We start from the raw sequence: 21548 nt of genomic DNA, 5'->3' as shown, positions 1-21548 counted from the left end.
CGCGAACCTGCGGTGTTTGTGTGCCGTGGGGAGGATGGAGGGGTGATCACGATCGAGCAGGCCGGACGACTGCGCAAGGCCGGGGTGCTGTGGAGCCCGTCGGCGGGCGACCGATTCGTCGTACCGGACCGGGACATGGACGAGGACGTGTTCGTGGTGAGCGACATGACCGTCGAGGTGCACGACTACCAGGGCAGCAAGGTGATCGGCTTCAACGGCACCACCGAGTGGGCACTGGACAGCATCGAGCAACGCGAGGTCATCTGGCTGCCACGCGAAGAGCAACTCCGCACCCTGCTGGGCGACTACTTCCGGTCCCTGGAGTCGGTCCCCGAGGGCTACCAGGTCAGCCTGACCGAAAGCACCCACACCGCCGCAGACGCCGAACAGGCCTACGCCCAAGCAGTCATCCACCTCCTCGGCGCCTAGCCCGGCGGCCGCCAGTACTGCTTCTTGTCCCTGTCTTTCACCGTGTAGCCGAGATTGGCGAGTTCGGCACGCAGTTCGCGCAGGTCGGCCTTCCCCTTGTCGCCCTGGTCGAAGGCCTTGGAGCGGACCTTGAGGATCGCGTTGACCGCAGGCGGGAGGTCGGGATCGTCCTCGATCCAGCGGCGGAAGTCGGACTCGTGCGGGTCGCCGGCGTCGGACCACGGGTAGCCGTGCGCGCGGAAGGCGACCGGGATCTGCTTCGCCTCCGACTTCAGCTGGTCGTGCTTCTCGCGCGCCAGCTCCCGCGACGAGGCGTCCTGCAGCACGATCTCCTTGCCGTCCAGGAACGCGACCGCGACCTTCTCCCGCGGCACCGTCACGGTCTTCTGGTTCTTCAGGAACTCGACCGACCGATGGGTGATCGTCACCTTCAGGATGTCGTCGAGCGCCATCCCGGCCAGCAGTACGCCGGCGACCAGCCCGAGTACGACGCAGACCACGACGACCCACCAGCCGTTCCAGTGCGCGATCAGCTTCAGCGCACCGTCGAACGGCACCCAGTCCCGCGCGGCCGCCCAGCGAGCGATCCGCGGCAGGAAGAACCCGAGCACCAGTCCGACCAGCGGCAACCCGCCGAACAACAGCACCTTGTCCCCGGTGGAATGCCCGATCACCGTGCGCTGTGGTGTCCCGGTCGTCGACCCCATGATCCGAACGTAACGTGACGACGCGAAACTTAAGTATCAACCGACGGCATCCGAAGGAGCGAAGTGGCGGACGGTATCTGGTTGAGGTTCCTGAGCGGCCCGGACATCGATGCGCTGGGGCTGACCCGGCTGGAGATCGTGGACGCGGTCGAGGAGGCGGTGCGCGAGCACGGTGAGGGGCGGACGGCGTTCGAGCCGCGGGTGCACCTGACGCCGGACAACGGCGGCATCGGGCACTTCAACATCCTCCGCGGCCACCTCGACGGACTCGGCGAGCACGGGATCAGTGGCGTGAAGGTCGTCGGCGACTTCGTCCCGAACTACCAGAAGGGTCTGCCCAGCGAGCTCGCGATGGCGACCCTGTTCGACCCGACGACCGGTATGCCGCTCGCTGTGCTGGACGCGACGATGATCACCGCGGCCCGGACCGGTGCGATGACCACGGTCGGCGCTCGCCACCTGGCGCGTCGCGACAGCAAGATCCTCGCGCACGTCGGCGCGCGAGGTACGGCGTGGTGGAACGTGACGATGCTCGACGACCTCTTCGACCTCGACGAGATCCGCGTGACGTCGCGGCGGCCGGAGTCGCGGGAGAAGTTCGCTGAGGAGTTGTCGGCCGAGCTGTCCACGCCGGTGCGGGTGGTGGCGACCGCGGAGGAGGCGTTCGACGGGGCCGACATCCTCGTCGAGGCGACCCGTCTGACCGAACCCGAACCGCTCCTCCGTACAGCTACGGTCAAGCCGGGAGCCTTCGCCATACCATACGGTACGGTATCCGCGGTCGAGCTGGATCTGCTCGACGTGATGGACAAGGTCGTCGTGGACGACTGGCGCGAGGCTCAATCCGGGCGCTTCGGGTCGCTGCGGCGGCATGTGGACACCGGCCGGCTGTCGCCGGAGACGCTGTACGCCGAGATCGGCGAGATCGTCGCGGGCCGCAAGCCCGGGCGTGAGAACGATGCCGAACGCAACCTCTTCTGGCATCGCGGCCTGTCCCTGCTGGACGTCGCCATCGCCCACCTCATCCTCCGCCGGGCCGAAGCCGCCGACGCCGGCACGATGCTTCGGTTCCACTGATGATCAACGAACCCGCGGAACTCGATCCATCCAGCCCCGAGCCGATCGAGCTGGCGCCGGCACTGCTCGAGCGGATGGCCGCTGTTCGTGCCGCCGCGCTCCACACCCTCGAGGCCGGGGAGCCGGTGTACGGCGTCAACACCGGGATGGGCAACCTGAGCAAGGTCCGCCTGAGCGAGGCCGGGCAGCGCGTCCACCAACGCAATCTGCTGCTGGGCCGGGCTGTCGGCGGCCCACCTTGGCTCGCACCCGACGAGTCCCGCGCCGTCCTGATCGGCCGCCTGAAAACCTTCCTCACCGGCGATTCGGCGGTCTCCGTCGGCTTGATCCAGCAACTAGTTGCCCTCATCAACAGCGACTACACCCCCGCCGTCCCCGCGGAGGGAGCCGGCTCCGCCGGCGAAATCATCCCGCTCGCCCACGCCGCCGGCCCGCTGGTCGGCATCGGCTGGCTCCTCGCCCCCGCCCGCGGTGACTCGGGCGGTGCGGGTGACTCGGGCGGTGCGGGGAGCGCAGGCGGGTTGCGGCCTGCGGGTGGGTTGTTGCCGGCGTTCGAGCTCGGGCCAAAGGAAGGGATTGCGCTTCTCGCTGGGACGCCTGGTGCGGCTGGGCGGGCGGCGCTTGCGGCGGCGAAGGTGCGGCGGCTGGCGGATCGGCTGACTGACGTGGCTGCCGGGGCCATTGCTGTGGTGGGAGCCAACCGGGATCCGTACGAACCGGCCGCGGCGCGAGGGGACGACGTACTGGCCGCCGAGTTCGCCCGACTTCGAGAGCTCGCAGGGCCCGAGCCTGAGCCGCGCAGCCTGCAGGCGCCGGTCTCGTTCCGGGTGGCGGGTCACGTGAACGCGCATGTGCGCCGGACGTTGCAGCAGTTGGACGACGCGGTGGACCGCGCGTTCACGGGTGTGTCCGACTCACCGGCGTACCTGGACGGCGACTTCGTCGGCACCGCGGGCTTTCACGGTATCGACCTCGCCGCGTACTGCGACCACCTGACAACCGCATTGGCCCACGCCGCTGAAGTCTCGACCGCACGTCTGCATCGGCTCCTGGACCCCACCGTCACCGGCCTCACCGCCCAGCTCGCCCGCGAACCAGGCCCGCAGGCAGGCCTCGTCGCGGTCCACAAACGCGCCGTCGCCACCACTCACCAGCTCCGCCGCCTGACGTTGCCCACGGCAATCAGTACGGCCGAGACGTCCAACGGTCAGGAGGATGTGCAGACCTTCTCCTGGGAGGCCGTCGGCAACCTCGCCGAAGCGATCCGCCTGACCCGTAAGACGACGGCCTGCGAGCTCCTCGCCGTACGGCAGGCCTTCGCACTCTCGGGCAGAGCGATCCCACCCGGCCTGCAAGATCTCGTGCGGGCGGTCGATGCTGTCGTACCTCCGATCGACGTCGACCGCCCATTCGGCGAAGACCTCACCCGCCTGCTGGCCGAGGTGATCTAGCTCCCGGTGTCATTCAGCCGGCTGAGAGACATCTGGGGTTGAGGCCCGGCTGGGCGAAGGTCTCCGGAAACAAATGTGCGCCAGGTGGCCGGAATGATCCGCAAAGCTGCCCCCGGGGGCGATGATGCCCTCGGCGGTGTCGCCTGTTCGGTGGGTTGTGGCGACGGTGGGTTGTGGGCGCGGCGGATCTGCACCACGCATCAACCTCGCCGATTCCAGGCGGCACACGCTTGGCAGCGAGAAGGCGCTAGCCGTCGTTCAGCCTTGCTGAGCGCTGCAGGTTCGCCTGCCACGGCACGCCGGCGGGGAAGACGGCAGATTTAGGTAAGGCTAACCTGGCTGACAGCCGTTTCATTCAGGGGGTTGATCGTAAAAGCCAGCCCGACACGCGGGTGACGTGGAGTCGCAAGTAGCCTGCATCGGGTCTGAGTCGTTGGCCTGGGTGCGCGCGCCTGCACGAGAGCTTGGAGGAGTTACTGGTGAAGCGGTTCGTAGTACCGCCGAGCTGGCCGTCCCCGCCCCGTCGCAGCTGGGTCCCACCGAAGACGTGGCGCCCCGATCCGTCCTGGCCGCCGGCCCCGGACGACTGGCACTTCTGGTCCGACGGGAAGGGCAACCCGGTCCGCGGCCCGATCGGACGGTACGGGGGTCCGTCGCGCCGGGTCGTGTACGCCGGCGGCACCGCGCTGATCCTGTTCCTCGCGGTCAGTCTGTGGGCGGTGTCCGCGATCGGCCTGTTCGGCGGCAAATCCGATGACGCGGCTGTGAAGGTCTTCGACGACCAGTCTCCGTCGCCCAGCGTCTCGTCGAGTGCGACGCCGCCCGCGACCCCCGTCGTACCGCGGACGACGACCACGCCGCCGCTCGTGCCGAAGACGATCCCCGTGCCGACCCATGCGCCGACGCGGCGGCCGACGCAGGAGCCGACCCGGCGACCGACCAGCACCAGGACTACCGAGCGCACCCGGACGCCCGATCCGAAGCCGACCCAGACGACCACCAAGACTCCGACGCCGACCCGCCCGACCAGCCGGCCGTCGACCCGCGACGAGATCCTGCGGCAGTACTGCATCGACCACGGTTGGGACCCGTCGTTGTGCGACCCGGACCGCTGGGAAACGCCGCAGCATCCCTGATCCGGGGTTGACGGCCGGAGCGTAGCGGCGCATTCTTAACCATATGGTTCTGAAACCATCTGGTTCTGAAGTCGTGTTGACCGGTGTCTTCGCGGCACTCGCCGACCCGACCCGCCGGGCGATCCTCGCCCGGCTCAAGGGCGGGGACGCAACCGTCGCGGAGCTCGCAGCGCCGTTCAGCATGTCGCAGCCGGCCGTGTCGAAGCACTTGAAGGTCCTCGAGCAGGCCGGTCTGATCACCCGCTCCCAGCGGGCGACGGCCCGGCTGAGCCACCTCGAGGCCGAGCCGCTCCGGGCGGCGGTCGGCTGGCTGATGGACTACCGCGCGTACTGGGCGGAGAGCTTCGACCGCCTGGACGATCTCCTGGACGCCCTCAAGGACGACCTCAAGGAGGAATCGTGAAGGTCGTCGCGGAGCCCGGCGTACCGCAGGTCGTGGTGGTGCGGGAGTTCAACGCTCCCCGGGAGCTGCTGTTCCGCGCGTACACCGAGCCCGAGCTGGTGAAGCGCTGGCTCGGACCAGCCGACCTCGAACTGGTCGTGAACCAGCTCGATCCGCGGCACGGCGGTCGCTGGCGGTGGACGCACTACGACGGCGACGGCAAGGGCTATGTGTTCCACGGGCTGTACCACGGGGAGCCGACGCCGGAGCGGATCGTGCAGACGTACGAGTTCGACCAGGCGCCCGGGACCGTCTACCTGAACCTGATCACCTTCGACGAGGCCGACGGGGTCACGACGCTGACCCAGAACACGGTGTTCTTCGCGGTCGAGGACCGCGACCTGTACGTCGCCGGCGGCATGGAGCGCGGCATCCGCGCGTCGATGCAGCGACTCGACGACCTCGTCGCCGAACTGGCCGAGGAGGCCCAATCATGATGCTCACCGACAAACACGCGATCGTGTACGGCGCGGCCGGCCCGCTCGGCAGCGCGGTCGCGAAGACGTTCGCCGCCGAGGGCGCCACCGTCCACCTCGCCGGCCGTACGGCGGAACGCCTGGAGCGGGTCGCCGACGAGATCCGCGCCGCGGGCGGGACCGCCGAGGCCGCCGTCGTCGACGCCCTGGACGAGAAGTCCGTCGACGACCATGCGGCCGCGGTCGGCCGGATCGACGTCTCGTTCAACCTCATCGGGCACCAGCAGTTCTTCGGCACTCCGCTGGTCGACATGTCCCTCGCGGACTTCGAGCAGCCGGTCACGACCATGGTCCGCACCTTCTACCTGACCTCGCGGGCGGCCGCGCGGCAGATGATCCGTCAGGGTTCGGGCGTGATCCTGACCTTCGGCGGGTACGGCGACCCGGCGGCGAACCTCGGCGGATTCCAGATGGGTTTCGGGGCGGTGGAGGCGCTGCGCCGGAGTCTCGCGCTGGAGCTCGGACAGCACGGGATCCGCGTTCTGACGTTGCAGACCAACGGGATCCCGGAGGCTCTGCCGGCCGACTTCCCCGAGAAGGCCGCGAAGGCGATCGCGAAGCACACCGCCGACGGCACGATGCTCAAGCGCGCCGCAACTCTGTCCGACGTCGGTGCTGTCGCCGCCTTCGCCGCGTCCGACCTGGCTCGCTCCCTCACCGGCACGGCCCTCAACCTGACCGCGGGCGCAGTCGTCAACTAGCTCAGGAAGTCGATCGCCCGACCGCGCCCCTGCATGGCCTGGTAAACGGGCCAGGCAACCGCAAGATCCTGCCAGGGCAGGCCGACGGGCGCGTACACCGTGATCTGGTCATCCGTGCGACGGCCGGAGGCGACTCCCGTCAGCACTTCGGTCAAGGTCGCGTCCGCCGCGTCGGCACCCAACCCAACGTTGCCCAGGGCACCCATCTGTACGGCGAGCGCGCGGTCGTCGACGACCACCCGCGCGGCGGACAGCAGATCCGCGGACAGCTCCACCTTGCCCGGCTCGTCGGCTCCCAGCGTCGTGAAATGCAACCCTGGCCGCAGATCGCGGGAGGTCAGCAGCGCCTCCCGCGACCAGGTCGCCAGTACGACGATGCGTGCCCGCTGCACCACCTCCCGCGGAGTACCGACCGCGACGCCCGGGTTTTCTTGCTGGGCGAGGAACTGGGTCGCCCGCTCGCGATCAACGTCGTGGACGACGAGGCGGCTGACCTTGCGCAGAGCTGTCAGCCCCGCAACAACCATCGCGGCCTGCGCCCCCGCCCCGATCACCCCCACCACGTCGGATCCTGGTGGCGCGAGGACGTCTGTTGCCAGGGCGGTAGCCAAACCGGTCCGCCAGGCGGTGATCGTTGTGGAATCGAGGACACCCAGGAGCGTGCCGTCGGTCAGGTCGTGGAGGCAGACGATGCCGCGGAGCGCGGGGGAGGCTGCGGGAAACTTGGCGTTGACCTTGACGGTGTAGGCGGGGATGCCCGGGATCAGGCCGGGCAGGAGGGCGGTCGCCGTACCTGGACCGGGCAGGTCGGTGCGGATCCTCAACGGCTCGATGTCGGCGGACTGGAGGAAGCCTGCGCGCAGGCCCGCGAGGGAGGTGGGTACGTCGAGCGCCGCGAGGATGTCGGAGCGGGTGAGGAGAAGCGTCATCAGACGATGTTCCGTTCGGCGCGCGCGGCGGCGTGCTGGAAGCGGCCGGCGTCCAGCGGGCTGATGTCGACGACGGGCTCGCGGCCGAGATACAGGTCTCGGATGACCTCGCCGACGGCAGGGCCCTGCAGGAAGCCGTGGCCCGAGAATCCGGTGGCGTACAGGAAACGGGAGACGCCGGATGCCTCGCCGATCAGTGCGTTGTGGTCGGGCGTCACCTCGTACAGCCCGGCCCAGCCGCCGGTGAGGCCGATGTCGAGGAGAGTGGGCGCCCGCCGCGCCATCGTCTCGGTCAGGCGCGGGATCCAGGTGTCCGTGCGGTTCAGATAGAACCCGGGCTGCTCATCGGGATCCGACATCCCGACCAGCAGACCGGGACCTTCGCGATGGAAGTAGAACGTGGTGCCGAAATCGATCGTCATCGGCAGGTTCGCCGGCAGGCCGTCGATCGCCTCGGTCACCACGATCTGCCGGCGCAGCGGCGTGACCGGCAACTCCACCCCGACCGCCGCGGCGAGCTCCGCCGACCAAGCACCGGCCGCGCAGATCACCGCGCGCGTCCGGACCGTGCCCCGGTTGGTTCGCACCGCGGTGAGTTGGTTGCCGACAGCATCGAGCCCGACAACCTCGCAACCAGTCACGAGCGACGCGCCGCGCCGACGAGCGGCCGTCGCATAACCGAGTACGACGGACTCCGGCGTACAGTGGCCGCCCGTCGGCGAGAAGCAGGCCCCGACCAGGCCGTCGGCGCTGCAGATCGGGGCGAGTGCAACGGCCTCCTCGACGGAGAGCATTCGCGTCGGCTGGCCGAGCCGGTTCTGCAGCTCGGTGCTCTCGCGGAAGAGCTCGACCTGCTCGTGAGTGTCCAGCAGGAACAGGTAGCCGACCTGGTGCAGGTCGATCTCCTGCCCGGGCCGTTCCCCGAACCGTGCGAACGCGTCCAGACTGCGCGCCCCGAGCGCGATGTTCACCTCGTCGGAGAAGTTCGCGCGCACCCCGCCCGCCGCCTTGCACGTCGACCCCGAACCGAGCTGGTCCTTCTCCAGCAAGACGATCCGCTCGACGCCGGCCTCGGCCAGATGGAACGCGATACTCGTCCCCATCACCCCGCCGCCGACGATCACCACGTCGGCGGCCCCGGGCAACGCCGTCTGGGTCACGGCAGCTCGAAGGCGAGATCCGCCTCGACCGTCTCGGTGTCCATCTGGGCCTTCTGGAGTTTGCCCGAGTAGTCCCAGTTCAACGACTGCCAGCGGGTGAACTGGTCCAGGACCCAGATCCCGCTCTGCCGCGACCCGTTGCCCGACTTGCCGTTCCCGCCGAACGGCAGGTGCGCCTCCGCCCCCGAGGTCGAGTTGTTCACGCTCACCATCCCGGCCGAGATCCCCTGCGCGAACCGGAACGCCTTGTTCGGATCGGTGGTGTAGATCGAGCTCGACAGCCCGTACCCCGACTTGTTGCCCAGGGCAATCGCCTCGTCCAGTTGGGCGTACGGCGTGACGCCGACCAGCGGGCCGAACGTCTCGTTCAGGAACAGCTCGTCGTCCGGCTGCACCCCCGCGACGACGACCGGATGGTAGAAAAGCCCGTCCGACGGATCGCCGACGAACCCGGTGCGCGGATTGTCCGCCGTGACCCGCCCGGTCCGCCCGATGACCCGGTGGTGCGGCCCGATCCACCCCAGCGACTTCTCGAACCCGGCTGCGAACTTCTCGTCCAGCAGCGGCCCGAACAGCACGTCCTGCGCCGGATCACCCATCGCTGCCTCGCCGACTGCGGTCGCGAACCGGACGAGGAACTCGTCGTACACGGACCGATGCACGATCGCCGTACCGAGTGAGGTGCACCGTTGGCCCGCCGTACCGAAGCCGGAGAAGAGTGCGCCCTCCACGGCCAGGTCGAGGTCCGCGTCCTCGGTGATCACCATCGGGTTCTTGCCGCCGAGCTCCAGGCATGGCGTCTGCAGATGCCGGCCGCACAGCTCACCGATCCGCTCGCCGACCGCGCTCGACCCGGTGAAACCGACCTTGTTGATCAGTCCGGCCTGCAGGGCCTGCTCGAGACCCGCGAACGTGTCGGGCCCGTCGGCGTACACCACGTTGAAGACGCCGGCCGGTACGCCGGAGTGCGCGAAGATCTCGTAGAACGCGTCCGAGACGACCGCGGAGTACTCTGCCGGCTTCCACACGACCGTGTTGCCGCAGAGCAGTGCCGGCACGATGTACCAGGACGGGACCGCGACCGGGAAGTTGCCGGCCGTGATCACCGCGACCGTGCCGACCGGGCGGCGGAATGTGAACAGCTGCTTGTCCGGCATCTCCGACGGCACCGTCTGCCCGTAGAGCCGGCGCCCCTCCCCGAGGAAGAAGTCGCAGGTGTCGATGATCTCCTGCACCTCGCCCAGCGCCTCGGCGAGCGGCTTCCCGATCTCCTGGGTGACAAGCGCAGCCAGCCGCTCCTTGTTGAGCGTCATCAGCCGGCCGACGTTCGAGATCACCTGACCGCGCTGTGGCGCCGGCGTCGCCGCCCACGCGGCCTGTGCGGAGTGCGCCACCGAAGCCGCCCGGACGAACACCTCCGGCGCGGCGCTACCGACCGTCCCGACGACCTCGCTCAACCGAGCGGGATTGGTCGACGGAGCACGCCGTACCGCTTCCGCCACACGCTCGCCACCGACAACGGACAGCACCTCAACAGCCATGCGGATCCTTCCTCAGTCGTGAGGATCCACCCTAAGTGGCACCTTGCCGGCGGGGTAGAGATCCGGAATCGGGATCGGCATCCGCCACAGATGCGAGTCCGCGTGGATCATGCCGTGCCGGATGGCGACGTACCGGAGCAGGCGGAGCGGGCCGGCGATCAGCAGGAAGGCCAGCGGGAGCTCGACCAGGCAGGCGCTGAGCAGGGCCTGGGTGAGGTCGCCGCCGCGGTGACTCGTCATGACGTCGAACCAGGCGTCGCAGATCAGCAGCACCCCGGTCGCGAACGCGGTCGGGAAGACGAACTGCTTGCGCTTCCAGCCCGCGAGCGCGGTCAGGATCATCATCGTGAGCAGCAGGATGTCGAAGCCGACCCAGGTCGCGACCCAGTTCCGCGCGACGTAGTGGCTGGGCAGCGTGATCGCCAGGTAGACGGTCCACGGGATCAGGGCGGCCGCGCAGACCAGCATCAGCACGGTCCGCCATTTGCGCAGCCGTTCCAAGGTTCGCCGGGACGGCAGTCCGCCCGGACGGGGCGCCAGCCGCAGGATCAGGTCCCGCCGCTCGGCAGGCGTCATCGCCGCGATCTCTTCATCGGTCAGCTGCACTCCTCGAGTATGCCTTGTGATTGCGTTCACAAGCTAGTAATCTGGTACCTGGTAAGCAACTGTCGAATGACAGCGAGGTGTGGCCATGACCAAGCGCAGACCACCGGGTATGAGCAACCAGGAGTGGGTCGAGTCGCAGATCAAGCTGGCGCAGAACCACGGCGAGTTCGACAACCTGCCCGGTGCCGGCAAACCACTCAAGCTGGCCGACCAGCACGATCCGGACTGGTGGGTCAAGGAATTCCTGCATCGCGAGGACGTCGAGACCGAGGCGCTGCTGCCGCCGGCGATGCTGCTCCGCAAGGAGAAGCAGCAGGTGCACGAGAAGATCCGCGGGATGCGGCGCGAGTCCGAGGTCCGCGACTACCTGGCCGATCTGAACAAGCGGATCCGGCTCAGCATCCGCGACACCACCGGCCCGGTCGTGCCGACAGGCCCGGTGAACGAGGACGCGATCATCGCCCAGTGGCGGATGGAACGGCCCGCGACCGAGCCCCGGTCCACGTCCGAGGAGCACCGGCCGGCCAAGAAGAAGTCGGTCTGGCAGCGGCTGTTCAGCTGAGCATCGAGCGGGCGGCGGTCTCGATCGTCTGCTCACTGAGCAGTACGTCGTGCGCCGCCGCGCCGAGCGGGACGTACGAGTCGTAGCTCGTGACCCGGGCTAGCCGCCCGGTGTAGCCGTGGTCGATCAGCGTGGCCAGGATGCCCTCGGACACGCCGCCGGACCGCCGGGTCTCGTCCGCGACCAACACCCGCCCGGTGATGTTTGCCTGTAGCAACAGATCTTCGACAGGCAGTGGCGCCAGCCAACGCAGGTCGAGGACGCGAACACCAGGCACGCGGGCGGCCACCCGCAGGCTCATCGGCACGCCGTTCCCGAACGTGACGATGGTCAGCTCGGTCCCGTCGCCGTACGTGCGGCCGCGCCCGATCGGCACGGCTTCCTCCGGGTACGCCGCCAGCCACTGTTCGTCGCCGTCCTCGTACAGATCTCGCCGGTGGTAGAGCGCGATCGGCTCGAGGAACACGCTGACGGTGCCGGACGACCGCGCCGCCGCCGTACATGCGTGCAGCATCGCGGCCGCGTCGTCGGGCCTCGACGGTGAGGCGATGACGATGCCCGGGATGTCCCGCAGTACGCCGATCGCGTCGTCGTTGTGGAAGTGGCCGCCGAAGCCCTTCTGGTAGCCGTACCCGGCGATCCGCAGCACCATCGGGTTCGCGTACTGCTCCTGCGAGAAGAACTTCAGCGACGCCGCCTCGCCGCGGAGCTGGTCCTCGGCGTTGTGCAGGTAGGCGAGGTACTGGATCTCGGGGATCGGCAGCAGCCCCGACACGCCCGCGCCGAGCGCCAGCCCGAGGATCGATTGCTCGTCGAGCAGTGTGTCGAACACACGAGGCGGTCCGAACGCCTTCTGCAACCCGCGGGTGACGCCGTAGACACCGCCCTTCCGGCCGACGTCCTCGCCGAAGACCATCGCCTCCGGGTACGACGCGAGCACATCGCTCAGCGCGCGATTGATCGACTGACTCAGCGTGAGCCGCTCCGTCGACGGCGTGCGCTCGGGCAGTGCGTCGGCGACCTCGGTGGCTACCGGGAAGCGCAGTGGAGCCGCGACGGTCTCGGCGGAGGAGAGCTGCGGCAGGCCGGCGACCTCGGCCGCGATCCGGAGCGCCTCGGCCTGCTTGTCCTCGTAGAGCTCGACGATCTCGTCGACCGTGTAGCCCGAGCCGAGCAGGTAGCGCGCCGTGCCGAGGAGCGGGTCGCGTTCCTCGTCCGCGGCCAGCTCGGCGGGAGACCGGTACGCCGTCTCGACGTCGGAGCCGGCGTGGCCGAGCAGGCGGACGGTGCGCAAGCGGAGGAAGGCCGGGCGCCGGTTGCGCCGTACGAACGTCGCCGCCTCGGTCGCCATCGACAACGCCGCGTCCAGGTCGGTGCCGTCCGCGTCGAAGTACCGCAGGCCGGGGCGCTGCCCGTATGCCTGCCGGATCCAGCCGTCCGGCGTACGCACGCTGATGCCGATCCCGTTGTCCTCGCAGACCAGCAGCAAGGGCATCGGCAGCCCTTGGTACGACGCGTGCAGCGCGGCGTTGATCGCGCCGGTCGCGGTCGAGTGGTTCGCGGACGCGTCGCCGAAGCTGGTCACGACGATCGCGTCAGCCGGCCACGGTGACGGTACGCCGAGCTTGGCCGACCGGTTCAGCGAGAAGGCGACGCCCATCGCGCGGGGCAGATGGGAGGCGATCGTCGACGTCTGCGGGATGATCGACAGCTCGTGCCGGCCGAACACCTTGTGCCGGCCGCCGGCGATCGGCTCGGTGGTCGCCGCGGCGACGCCGAGCAGGATGTCGCGCAGCCCGTCCTTCGAGCCGCACTGGCCGGAGCGGGTCAGGTAGAAGGCGCCGGAGCGGTAGTGCAGCAGCGCCGGGTCGGTCGGCTCCAGGGCGGCGGCGACGGCCGCGTTGCCCTCGTGACCGGCGGAACCGATCGTGTAGAAGCCGGTGCCCTGCGACTGCATCCAGCGGGCGGCGAGGTCCGCGTGCCGGCTGCCGAGCTGAGCGTCGAACAGGCCCCGGAGCAGCTCTGCGTCGTGCTCCCACGGGGCCGGGGCGAGGCCGCGGATGCGTTCGGCGAAGGTCCTCATCTGATACATGATCCGTGATGACGGGCCCGGCGACAGCTCGGCCCACGGGTTGAACAGCCCGCGCGGTTGGGGCCACGCTGGTCGGGGAACGGTGCTGGGGGCTTGTTCGTTCGTCGGTGGAGGGGGATCCGGGTTGTGGTGACGGTGAGTGAGCTGCGGTGATGCGTCTGTCTCCGGCGGTACGACGGATGGGGGTCGCGGCCGGTCTCGGGGTCGGGACGGCCGGGGCGCTGTCCGGCGTGCTCCTGCTCGGTCCGCTCGCCGGCTCGATCCTGCTGACCGTGGTGTTCCTGCTGGTCTGGCCGCTGGCCGCAGTGGTTCGGCACGTGGCCGACGAGGAGCCGTACGGTTCCTCCGCTCTGATCGCGGCCGCGTGTGCGGCGGCAGTGCTCTGCTTGCCGGGGCTGGTGCGGCTGTTTGCGTGGGGCGCGTTGGGAGTGGCGGCAGCGTTGGTCCTCGCCGCCCTGTTCGTCGTGATCGACCTGGTCGTGCCCGACCGGCCTCCGCGCCGGCGCCGGTCCCGTAAGCAACGCAGGCTCGAGCGCCTCACCGAGGTCCAGTTCGCGGAGGACGAGCGCCTGATCGAGTCCCTGCAGTGCCCGCTCAGCATCGAGGAACTCTGCGGCGTCTGGTCCGACACCGCCTCCCAACTGTCCCGCGGGGCCGGCCTCCGCGATCGCCAGGCCGTCGCCGAAGTACGCCGCATCTGCCTCGACGAGTTCGAACGCCGCAACCCGGAAGGCTTCCACCGCTGGCTGGACGCCGGCGCCCCGGCGAACCCCGGCCGCTATCTCCTCGGCAGCTAGGCAGCCTTCTTCCGGGCCGGCTTCTTCGCAGCCGATTTCTTTGCGGCAGGCTTCTTGCCGGCGGCGGTCTTCCTGGTCGCGGTCTTCTTGGTTGCGGTCTTCTTGGTGGCCGTCTTCTTCGCGGTGGTCTTCTTCCTCGAGCCGCGGCTCTTCCGGGCCTCCTCGACACTGGCGCGCAGGGCGGCGACGAGGTCGGTCGGGTTGGTGGCCTGCGGCTCCTCCTCGGAGTACACGATGTCCTTGCCCTGGTGCTTGGACTTGACCAGTTCCTTGACCCGCTCGGTGTAGGTGTCCTTGTAGGCGGCCGGTTTCCACTCGCCGCTCATCGCCTCGATCAGGTCGACGGCCATCGACAGCTGTTTGCCGGTGCCGGACTTGCGCGGCAGGGTGCCGAGTTCTTCGTCCGGGTCGCGGATCTCGTCGGCGAAGAACATGGTCTCGAGGACGAGCACCCGGTCGTCGGCGCGGATCGTGGCCAGGTACTCCTTGCCGCGCATCACGAATTTCGCGATCCCGGCCCGGTTCGTCTTCGCCAGCGCGTCCCGCAGCAGCGCGTACGACGACGCGTTGTCGGAGTCCGACGGCCCTAGGTAGTAGCTCTTCTGGAAGTGCATCGGGTCGATGTCGTCGAGGTCGACGAACGTGTCGATCTCCAGCGACCGCGACTTTCCCGGCGCGATGTCGTCGAGTTCGTCCGGCTCGACGATCACGTACTCGCCGCCGCCGACGTCGTGCCCCTTCACGATCTTCTCGTACGGGACCTCGCGGCCGGTGCGCTCGTTCACCCGCTTGTAGCGGATCCGGTCGGACGTCCCCTGCTGGAACTGGTGGAAGTCGATCTCGTGCTCCTGGGTCGCGCTGTACAGCCCGACCGGCACCGAGACCAGTCCGAAGTTGATGTACCCGCTCCAGATCGCGCGTGCCATCCGCCGACTCCTTCCGGTACAGAACAGGCCCGACCGGTACCCAGATCAGAGCCGGTTGTACCGCTTCCGTGCCTCGCGGCTCTCCTTCTGCGCCTCGCGAGCGGTACGACGGGCCTCGTCGAGGTCGGCGCCCAGCCGGTGGACCAGCGCCTGCGCCTCGGACAGGGCCTCGCGGGCGTTGTCGAGCTGCGTGTCGAGGTCCTCGACCTTGGCCTCGGCCTCCTGGGCGGCGGCGACCGCCTCCTCGAACGCCTGCCTGGCCTTGGCCCGCTCGGCCTCCTCGCGTTCCTTCTCCTCGCGAGCCGCCGCGGCCTTCTCGTCGGCGGCCTCCTGGGCGGCGTCCGTCTCGGCCTGCTGAGTCTTGCGGCGGTCGCGAGCAGCCTGGCGGCGTTCGTCGGTGAGCGGGGTGACGTTGGAGGGTTCGCCGTTCTCGTCGACGACGCCGAAGCCGACGTGCCGCAGCGCGCTGCTCAGCCGGCCCTCGCGTACGGCGTCGCCCGCGGCTGGGTCGACCAGCGCGGCGTCCAGGGTCTCGCGCAGCTTCTGGCCGACGTCCGCGCTCATCTTCTGGCCGTCCTCGGCCGCCAGCCGGGAGGCCTCCTTGGCCAGCTTGTCGAGCAACTGATGGCGTTTCGGCGTCAGCTCCCGCAGCCGGTCGCCGTCGAGGTCGGCGGTCGCCTCGCGGAACTCGTCGCCGAGCGCGAGCAGGTCGTCCAGCTCGTCCGGCGCCTTGCGGGCGACCAGGTTCGTGATCCAGGCCGCGACCGTCGGCTTGCGCAGCGCCTTCAGCCGCGTCGACCCGACCGGGTCGCCGTCGGCCTTCAGCTGCTTGGCCAGCTCGTTGCGAGTAGCAATGAAGTCGGCCGCCGGCGCCGCGTACAGCGCATCCGCCGCCTCCTCGAAGTCCACGAGAGCGACGCTACCGCACCTACCTCGACTTACTACCCGTTCTTCGGCACGCCGGCGGCGAGCTCGTCGCGGAGCTTCTCCAGGATTCCGCGCAGCAGCCGGGACACCTGCATCTGGCTCACCCCGAGCTCGTTGCCGATCTCCTCCTGGGTGAAGCCGTTGCAGAACCGCAGTTGGAGGATGCGCTTGTCCCGGTCCGCCAGACCGGCGACCGCCGGCGTGAGGGTGTGGACGTTCTCCACCAGGTCGTACCCGTCCTCGGCGTCGGCGACGGTCTCGAGCAGGCTCGTCCCGGTCTCCGGCGCACCCGGCGCATCCAGCGACAGGGTGCTGAAGCACCCGCGGACCGACGCGGCCTCGGCCACCTCGGCCGGATCGGTGCCCAGTGCCACCGCGGTCTCTTCGTCGGTCGGCACGTGACCGAGCCGCTGGATGAGCTCCGGCTCCGCCGCGGCGATGCTGCCCTGCATCTCCTGCACCCGGCGCGGCGGCCGGATCGTCCAGGCGCAGTCGCGGAAGTACCGCTTCAGCTCGCCGCGGATCGTCGGTACGGCGTACGACAGGAACGCCGTCGAAGCGTCCACGCGGTATCCGTTGGCAGCCTTGATCAGGCCGAGATATGCGACCTGTTCCAGGTCGTCGGCGTCGACGCCCTTGCTGCGGTAGCGCGAGGCGATCGACCTCGCGACCGGGGCGTTCAGCAGGACGACCTCGTCGAGGCATGCCTGGTGGCGCGGATCAGGGACGGCGTCCGCCTCGAGCAGAAGCTCTTGGGTCGTGTCGGCGATGGTCTGCTTGCAATCTTCGACGTTGACAGCTGCGATCGTCACGGGAGAAACCTCGTCGTGTCGTCGTGCAGGTCTGGTGGCAAGGGGCTGAACCACTTGTCTCCACCAGATCAAACTCCGGCGGAGCTTTCAAGTACCAGCCTGTTACGGGTGTTTCAAACGACTGTCGCCTGACAGTAACTGTCAGGTTTCGGTGGTTCCCTTGCAGCTATGAACGATTGCTGCGCCGTGGTCGACCTGCGCCAGTACACGCTGCACCCCGGGCAGCGCGACACCTTGATCGAGACATTCGACACGTACTTCGTCGAGGGCCAGGAAAAGACCGGGATGCACATCGCCGGCCAGTTCCGCGATCTGGACGATCCGGACCGGTTCGTCTGGATCCGCGGGTTCCGGGATCTGCCCGCGCGGGCGGACGCGCTGAACGCCTTCTACTACGGCCCCGTCTGGCGCGAGCACGCCGCGGTCGCGAACGCGACGATGGTCGACTCGGACAACGCCCTGCTGCTGCGGCCGCTCCGGCTCGACGATCGCTACCCCGGACCCGACGCGCCCAGGCCGCCGATCGGCAGCCCGGGGACCGGTAGGTCGGTCGTCGCCGGTGCCGTCTACCACCGCGGTTCGGAGGACGACGGGTTCGCCGAGTTCTTCACCGATCAGGTCGCGCCCGCGCTCACCGCGACCGGCGCCGAACCGGTCGCGGTGTTCGAGAGTTTGGTTGCCGAGAACAACTTTCCCGCGTTGCCGCTGCGGGACGAGATCGTGCTGGTCTGGTTCGCGCGTTTCGCCGACGACGCGGCGTACGACGAACACCGGCGCCGGCTCGCCGCGTCGCAGACCTGGCAGCAGCGGGTGCTGCCGGAGCTGGTCTGCCGGAGTGCGAAGCCGGCGCAGGAGTTGCGGCTGCGACCGACCGCACGTTCTCAGCTGCGTTAAATACGTTGCGGGGCCCGGAACGGGCGTGCATCCTGGTTTGACCCGAGCGGCGACGAGCGCTGCCTGGACCTAAGGAGGGCTGACGGATGGCCATCTCTGTGCTGCGGCATGTCCGCATCAGTTCCATCTCTAGGTTCAGGAGCACCTCAGTTGTCTTCCGAGTACGCAGTATCAGGTAACTTTCCCGACTTCGACTCCCGCTGGGCCGAGATCACCAGCGACGAGTCCCAACCCGATCCGGCTGACGCCTTCGTCTTCAAGTTCCATTCGGTCGACGAGGAGCTCGAGCCGGATCAGCGGTGGTCCACCTGGCTGGACGTCGAGCGCGGTTCTCGCGGCCCGGAACCACGCCCCTCGTGGGTTGTGACGGAACAGGCTGCGATCGACACCGAGCTCGGCGTCCTCAAAACCGGTAAGGAAGCCGACGTCTTCCTGCTCGAACGGTCCGTCGAAGCCATCGGCGACAACCCGGGCCGATCGGTGCTGATGGCCGCCAAGCGGTACCGCACCGAGGAGCACCGGTCCTTCCACCGCAGTGCGGCGTACGTCGAAGGGCGCCGGATCCGCAACAGCCGCGACAGCCGGGCCATGCAGAAGAAGACCGCGCATGGCCGTAACGTCGCGGCCGGGCAATGGGCCGGCGCGGAGTGGGGTGCGCTGTGCCAGTTGTGGAAGGCCGGTGTCCCGGTGCCGTACCCCGTCCAGGTGGACGGCACCGAGCTGCTGATGGAGTTCATCGACGACGGTGAAGGCGGCGCAGCGCCACGGCTCGCCCAGGTCCGGCCGTCGAAGGATCTGCTCGGTCAGTACTTCGAGCAGGTCCGCCACGGTATGCGTGAGCTGGCCCGGGCCGGGCTGGCGCACGGTGACCTGTCGCCCTACAACGTCCTGGCCCAGGGGGAGCGGATCGTCATGATCGACCTGCCCCAGGTGATCGACGTCGTCGGAAACCCCAAGGGCATGGACTTCCTGATGCGCGACTGCCACAACATGGCGACGTGGTTCACCAGCCGCGGGCTCGAGATCGACGACCAGGAGCTGTTCGCCGATCTGCTCACGATGGTGTTCTGATCGCCGCCCGCAGCAACGGAACCAGCGGCACCAACCGGTCGGGGTGGGCATCGACGAGACCGTCGAGATGATTGCCCGCCTCGATCCGGTGGTAGGTGTGCAGGTCCGATCGGCCTGCCCGGCGGACCAGTTCGGCGTACGCGTCGGAGTGGTGGGCGATCGGCAGCAGGCAGTCGTACGTGCCGTGGATCGTCACCAGCGGCCGACCGATGTTGCCGGTCAGCGTGACGCGCTCGAGTGCCGCGCGCGCGTCGGGCCGCTGGGTGTAGTCGTAGTCCACGTCGCTGCCGTTGTACGACGGATCGAGCGCGGCGGTGTAGATGCGCTGGGTGAGCTTCCAGTAGACCGTGTAGTGGAACTCCCACAGGAAGTCCGACGCCGGGTCGAAGCCGGCGGCGACGATCAGCTCGGGTGACCGCTGCTCGTAGCCTTTGATTGCCTGAGGCAATGACATGAACGGGTTCGGGCCGTCGGCCGACCACAGGGTGCCCTCCAGGTCGACGCCGCGGGTGTAGAGCTCGGGGTGGTTCTCGAGTTGCCAGCGGACCAGATAGCCGCCGTTCGACGCCCCGGCGGCGATCACCTCGTCGGCCGGCTGCCCGTAGTGCTGCTCGACGGTCTCCCGGGCGGCGCGAGCCAGCTCGGTCACGCGTTCGTTCCACTCGACGAGGGCGTCGCCCGGCTCCTTGCTGCCCTGGTAGAACTCGACGCCGGTGTTGCCCTTGTCGGTCGCGGCGTACGCGTAGCCCAGCGAGAGCACGTAGTCCGAGATCGCCAGGTCGTTCGAGTACTGCGCTCGCACGCCGGGCGCGCCCGAGACGACGAGCCCGCCGTTCCACTCACGCGGCAGCCGGATGACGAACTGGGCATCGTGGTCCCAGCCGTGGTTGGTGTTCGTGTGCGAGGCGGCCGGGAAGTACCCGTCGATCTGGACCCCCGGAACGCCTGACGGCGACGGCAGCCCGGCGTGGGTGACGCCCACGTAGTCGGCCGGGTTGGTGTGACCGGACGCGACTGTGCCGGTCGTGGTCAGGTCGTCGAGGTGCGCAAGCTCCTCGTGCTCCGCGCCCGGGACCTTCACGAGACCGCTTCGGCTGCCGCGCGTCCCGCGGTACGGCCGGTGAAGAGGCAACCACCGACGAATGTGCCCTCGAGGGAGCGGTACCCGTGGATGCCGCCGCCGCCGAAGCCGGCGACCTCGCCGGCCGCGTACAGGCCGGGGATCGGGCCGCCGTCGTCGCGCAGTACCCGGGAGTCCAGGTCGGTCTGCAGGCCGCCGAGGGACTTGCGGGTCAGGATGTTCAGGCGTACGGCGATCAGCGGGCCCGCCTTCGGATCGAGGATCCGGTGCGGTGCGGCGACCCGGATCAGCTTGTCGCCGCGGTAGTTGCGGGCGCCGCGCAGCGCGGTCACCTGCAGGTCCTTGGTGAAGGTGTTGGTCAGCTCCCGGTCCCGCGCAACGATCTGCCGCTCGAGGTCGTCGAGGTCGATCAGGTTGTCACCGGTCAGGTCGTTCATGCCGCGGACCAGGTCCGGAAGGTTGCTGCGGACAACAAAGTCGGCGCCGTTGTCCATGAACGCCCGGACCGGTGCGGTCGCTCCGCCGCGGGCCCGGCCGAGCACGCCCTTGATGTCCTTGCCGGTGAGGTCCGGATTCTGCTCCTGGCCGGAGAGCGCGAACTCCTTCTCGATGATCTTCTGTGTCAGCACGAACCAGGTGTAGTCGTACCCGGTCGTCATGATGTGCTCGAGCGTCCCGAGTGTGTCGAAGCCCGGGAACAACGGCACCGGCAGTCGCTTGCCGGTGGCATCGAACCACAGCGACGACGGGCCGGGCAGGATCCGGATGCCGTGCATCGGCCAGATCGGGTCCCAGTTCTGGATGCCCTCGGTGTAGTGCCACATCCGGTCGCGGTTGACGTACCGGCCGCCGGCCTTCTCGGTGATGCCGAGCATCCGGCCGTCCACGTGCGCGGGTACGCCGGAGATCATCCGCTTCGGGGGCTCACCCATCCGCTTCGGCCACTGCGACCGGACCAGGTCGTGGTTGCCGCCGATGCCGCCGGACGTGACGATCACGGCCTGAGCCGACAGCTGGAAGTCGCTGACCTCGACCCGCGAGCTCGACACACCACGCGGTACGTCGCTGGGCTCGAGCACCTTGCCCGTGACGCCGTCGACCGCGCCGTCGGTGACGGTCAGCTCGTCGACCCGATGCCGGAACCGGAACTCGACCAGCCCCTTCGCAACCGCCTCCCGCACCCGTCGCTCGAACGGCGCGACCAAGCCGGGCCCGGTGCCCCAGGTGATGTGGAAGCGCGGCACCGAATTCCCATGCCCGTCGGCGTTGTAGCCGCCACGCTCGGCCCAGCCGACGACAGGGAAGAACCGCACGCCCTGCCCGTGCAGCCACGGACGCTTCTCGCCGGCGGCCCAGTCGACGTACGCCTCGGCCCACTGCCGCGCCCACTTGTCCTCGTCGTCCAGCCGGTCGAACCCGGCCGAACCGAGCCAGTCCTGCAGGGCGAGCTCGCGGGAGTCCTTGATCCCCATCCGCCGTTGCTCGGGGGAGTCGACGAACAGCAGTCCGCCGAACGACCAGAACGCCTGCCCGCCGAGCGACGCCTCCGGCTCCTGGTCGAGCAGCAGCACCTTCCGCCCCGCATCGGCCAGCTCCGCAGTCGCAGCCAGCCCCGCCAACCCCGCCCCGACCACGATCACATCAGCGTCCATGTCGACCATGTATAGCGCAAGCCCATGCAACCGTAGGAGCTACTTCGCCAGTGATCCCAGTGATAAGCCGACGGACACT

22 protein-coding genes are annotated in these 21548 nt (G+C 69.0%); 11 read left to right on the top strand and 11 right to left on the bottom strand.

Going from position 1 to position 21548, the window contains the following annotated elements; translation table 11 throughout:
* Window positions 1–42 precede the first annotated feature (42 nt).
* Complete coding sequence (locus ACIA58_RS33000; RefSeq protein ID WP_396407722.1) at window positions 43–429, top strand: pilus assembly protein CpaE; 387 nt, start codon at window positions 43–45, stop codon at window positions 427–429.
* On the opposite strand, the gene ACIA58_RS32995 is transcribed toward ACIA58_RS33000, so the two are convergent.
* Window positions 426–1136 (bottom strand): hypothetical protein, encoded by a 711-nt coding sequence (locus ACIA58_RS32995; protein ID WP_396407721.1) that lies wholly within the window; start codon window positions 1134–1136, stop codon window positions 426–428. The genes ACIA58_RS33000 and ACIA58_RS32995 overlap by 4 nt on opposite strands.
* Window positions 1137–1199: 63 nt before the next feature.
* Here ACIA58_RS32995 and ACIA58_RS32990 point away from each other — a divergent pair, with 63 nt between their 5' ends.
* The 6 genes from ACIA58_RS32990 to ACIA58_RS32965 all read left to right on the top strand — a co-directional run bounded on the left by ACIA58_RS32990 (window position 1200) and on the right by ACIA58_RS32965 (window position 6419).
* Entirely contained in the window at window positions 1200–2213 is a 1014-nt protein-coding gene (locus ACIA58_RS32990; protein WP_396407720.1) for an ornithine cyclodeaminase family protein, read from the top strand.
* Entirely contained in the window at window positions 2213–3664 is a 1452-nt protein-coding gene (locus tag ACIA58_RS32985) for an aromatic amino acid lyase (RefSeq protein WP_396407719.1), read from the top strand. Before ACIA58_RS32990 ends, ACIA58_RS32985 begins: the two co-directional genes overlap by 1 nt.
* A gap of 479 nt (window positions 3665–4143) precedes the next feature.
* Complete coding sequence (locus ACIA58_RS32980) at window positions 4144–4800, top strand: hypothetical protein (RefSeq protein ID WP_396407718.1); 657 nt, start codon at window positions 4144–4146, stop codon at window positions 4798–4800.
* A 73-nt stretch (window positions 4801–4873) separates the two neighbouring features.
* Entirely contained in the window at window positions 4874–5203 is a 330-nt protein-coding gene (locus ACIA58_RS32975; RefSeq protein WP_396407717.1) for an ArsR/SmtB family transcription factor, read from the top strand.
* Window positions 5200–5679: an SRPBCC family protein gene (locus ACIA58_RS32970; protein ID WP_396407716.1), complete on the top strand. Its 480-nt coding sequence runs from the start codon at window positions 5200–5202 to the stop codon at window positions 5677–5679. The genes ACIA58_RS32975 and ACIA58_RS32970 overlap by 4 nt, the downstream gene beginning before the upstream one ends.
* A complete protein-coding gene (locus ACIA58_RS32965; RefSeq protein WP_396407715.1) occupies window positions 5676–6419 on the top strand; it encodes an SDR family NAD(P)-dependent oxidoreductase in 744 nt (247 codons plus the stop codon). Before ACIA58_RS32970 ends, ACIA58_RS32965 begins: the two co-directional genes overlap by 4 nt.
* On the opposite strand, the gene ACIA58_RS32960 is transcribed toward ACIA58_RS32965, so the two are convergent.
* From ACIA58_RS32960 to ACIA58_RS32945, 4 genes are read right to left on the bottom strand one after another with little or no spacing between them, the layout of a single operon-like run.
* A complete protein-coding gene (locus tag ACIA58_RS32960; protein WP_396407714.1) occupies window positions 6416–7348 on the bottom strand; it encodes an ornithine cyclodeaminase family protein in 933 nt (310 codons plus the stop codon). The genes ACIA58_RS32965 and ACIA58_RS32960 overlap by 4 nt on opposite strands.
* Window positions 7348–8508: an NAD(P)/FAD-dependent oxidoreductase gene (locus tag ACIA58_RS32955; protein WP_396407713.1), complete on the bottom strand. Its 1161-nt coding sequence runs from the start codon at window positions 8506–8508 to the stop codon at window positions 7348–7350. The genes ACIA58_RS32960 and ACIA58_RS32955 overlap by 1 nt, the downstream gene beginning before the upstream one ends.
* The gene (locus ACIA58_RS32950) at window positions 8505–10049 is read right to left on the bottom strand and encodes an aldehyde dehydrogenase family protein (RefSeq protein WP_396407712.1); all 1545 of its coding nucleotides are present in this window, start codon (window positions 10047–10049) and stop codon (window positions 8505–8507) included. The genes ACIA58_RS32955 and ACIA58_RS32950 overlap by 4 nt, the downstream gene beginning before the upstream one ends.
* Before the next feature lie 12 nt (window positions 10050–10061).
* Window positions 10062–10655 (bottom strand): hypothetical protein, encoded by a 594-nt coding sequence (locus ACIA58_RS32945; protein ID WP_396407711.1) that lies wholly within the window; start codon window positions 10653–10655, stop codon window positions 10062–10064.
* Window positions 10656–10740: 85 nt separating this feature from the next.
* On the opposite strand from ACIA58_RS32945, the gene ACIA58_RS32940 reads away from it, so the two are divergent.
* Complete coding sequence (locus tag ACIA58_RS32940; RefSeq protein WP_396407710.1) at window positions 10741–11217, top strand: DUF1992 domain-containing protein; 477 nt, start codon at window positions 10741–10743, stop codon at window positions 11215–11217.
* Here ACIA58_RS32940 and ACIA58_RS32935 read toward each other — a convergent pair.
* The gene (locus ACIA58_RS32935; protein WP_396407709.1) at window positions 11210–13300 is read right to left on the bottom strand and encodes a thiamine pyrophosphate-dependent enzyme; all 2091 of its coding nucleotides are present in this window, start codon (window positions 13298–13300) and stop codon (window positions 11210–11212) included. The genes ACIA58_RS32940 and ACIA58_RS32935 overlap by 8 nt on opposite strands.
* 161 nt (window positions 13301–13461) lie before the next feature.
* Between ACIA58_RS32935 and ACIA58_RS32930 the strand changes: the two genes are divergently transcribed.
* Window positions 13462–14106: a hypothetical protein gene (locus ACIA58_RS32930; RefSeq protein ID WP_396407708.1), complete on the top strand. Its 645-nt coding sequence runs from the start codon at window positions 13462–13464 to the stop codon at window positions 14104–14106.
* Here the strand turns inward: ACIA58_RS32930 and ACIA58_RS32925 are convergent.
* Genes ACIA58_RS32925 through ACIA58_RS32915 form a run of 3 tightly spaced genes read right to left on the bottom strand, consistent with a single transcriptional unit; the run spans window position 14103 to window position 16771 of the window.
* Window positions 14103–15032, bottom strand: a complete 930-nt coding sequence (locus ACIA58_RS32925; RefSeq protein ID WP_396407707.1) for a Ku protein — start codon at window positions 15030–15032, stop codon at window positions 14103–14105. The genes ACIA58_RS32930 and ACIA58_RS32925 overlap by 4 nt on opposite strands.
* A gap of 45 nt (window positions 15033–15077) precedes the next feature.
* Window positions 15078–15941 carry a hypothetical protein gene (locus ACIA58_RS32920; RefSeq protein WP_396407706.1) on the bottom strand — a complete coding sequence of 288 codons (864 nt, stop codon included), beginning with the start codon at window positions 15939–15941 and terminating at the stop codon, window positions 15078–15080.
* Window positions 15942–15973: 32 nt separating this feature from the next.
* A complete protein-coding gene (locus ACIA58_RS32915; protein ID WP_396407705.1) occupies window positions 15974–16771 on the bottom strand; it encodes a sigma-70 family RNA polymerase sigma factor in 798 nt (265 codons plus the stop codon).
* Window positions 16772–16939: 168 nt separating this feature from the next.
* Between ACIA58_RS32915 and ACIA58_RS32910 the strand changes: the two genes are divergently transcribed.
* Window positions 16940–17665: an NIPSNAP family protein gene (locus ACIA58_RS32910; RefSeq protein ID WP_396407704.1), complete on the top strand. Its 726-nt coding sequence runs from the start codon at window positions 16940–16942 to the stop codon at window positions 17663–17665.
* A gap of 150 nt (window positions 17666–17815) precedes the next feature.
* Complete coding sequence (locus tag ACIA58_RS32905; protein WP_396407703.1) at window positions 17816–18736, top strand: serine protein kinase RIO; 921 nt, start codon at window positions 17816–17818, stop codon at window positions 18734–18736.
* On the opposite strand, the gene ACIA58_RS32900 is transcribed toward ACIA58_RS32905, so the two are convergent.
* Window positions 18720–19817 carry a tannase/feruloyl esterase family alpha/beta hydrolase gene (locus tag ACIA58_RS32900; RefSeq protein ID WP_396407702.1) on the bottom strand — a complete coding sequence of 366 codons (1098 nt, stop codon included), beginning with the start codon at window positions 19815–19817 and terminating at the stop codon, window positions 18720–18722. The two genes, ACIA58_RS32905 and ACIA58_RS32900, sit on opposite strands and share 17 nt — an antisense overlap.
* The gene (locus ACIA58_RS32895; RefSeq protein WP_396407701.1) at window positions 19814–21469 is read right to left on the bottom strand and encodes an FAD-binding dehydrogenase; all 1656 of its coding nucleotides are present in this window, start codon (window positions 21467–21469) and stop codon (window positions 19814–19816) included. Before ACIA58_RS32895 ends, ACIA58_RS32900 begins: the two co-directional genes overlap by 4 nt.
* Window positions 21470–21548 lie beyond the last annotated feature (79 nt).

It is taken from the genome of Kribbella sp. NPDC051586, assembly GCF_044453965.1.
Taxonomy (GTDB): Bacteria; Actinomycetota; Actinomycetes; order Propionibacteriales; family Kribbellaceae; genus Kribbella.
This window is presented reverse-complemented; position numbering and strand designations above follow the sequence as displayed.

What these genes read in the sequence shown, in the direction of transcription:
- ACIA58_RS32940 (WP_396407710.1), top strand. Translation starts at nt 10,741, where the DNA reads ATGACCAAGCGCAGACCACCGGGTATGAGCAACCAGGAGTGGGTCGAG.
- ACIA58_RS32910 (WP_396407704.1), top strand. Translation starts at nt 16,940, where the DNA reads ATGAACGATTGCTGCGCCGTGGTCGACCTGCGCCAGTACACGCTGCAC.
- ACIA58_RS32935 (WP_396407709.1), bottom strand. Translation starts at nt 13,300, where the DNA reads ATGAGGACCTTCGCCGAACGCATCCGCGGCCTCGCCCCGGCCCCGTGG.
- ACIA58_RS32925 (WP_396407707.1), bottom strand. Translation starts at nt 15,032, where the DNA reads ATGGCACGCGCGATCTGGAGCGGGTACATCAACTTCGGACTGGTCTCG.
- ACIA58_RS32895 (WP_396407701.1), bottom strand. Translation starts at nt 21,469, where the DNA reads ATGGACGCTGATGTGATCGTGGTCGGGGCGGGGTTGGCGGGGCTGGCT.
- ACIA58_RS32985 (WP_396407719.1), top strand. Translation starts at nt 2,213, where the DNA reads ATGATCAACGAACCCGCGGAACTCGATCCATCCAGCCCCGAGCCGATC.
- ACIA58_RS32950 (WP_396407712.1), bottom strand. Translation starts at nt 10,049, where the DNA reads ATGGCTGTTGAGGTGCTGTCCGTTGTCGGTGGCGAGCGTGTGGCGGAA.
- ACIA58_RS32995 (WP_396407721.1), bottom strand. Translation starts at nt 1,136, where the DNA reads ATGGGGTCGACGACCGGGACACCACAGCGCACGGTGATCGGGCATTCC.
- ACIA58_RS32930 (WP_396407708.1), top strand. Translation starts at nt 13,462, where the DNA reads ATGCGTCTGTCTCCGGCGGTACGACGGATGGGGGTCGCGGCCGGTCTC.
- ACIA58_RS32960 (WP_396407714.1), bottom strand. Translation starts at nt 7,348, where the DNA reads ATGACGCTTCTCCTCACCCGCTCCGACATCCTCGCGGCGCTCGACGTA.
- ACIA58_RS32965 (WP_396407715.1), top strand. Translation starts at nt 5,676, where the DNA reads ATGATGCTCACCGACAAACACGCGATCGTGTACGGCGCGGCCGGCCCG.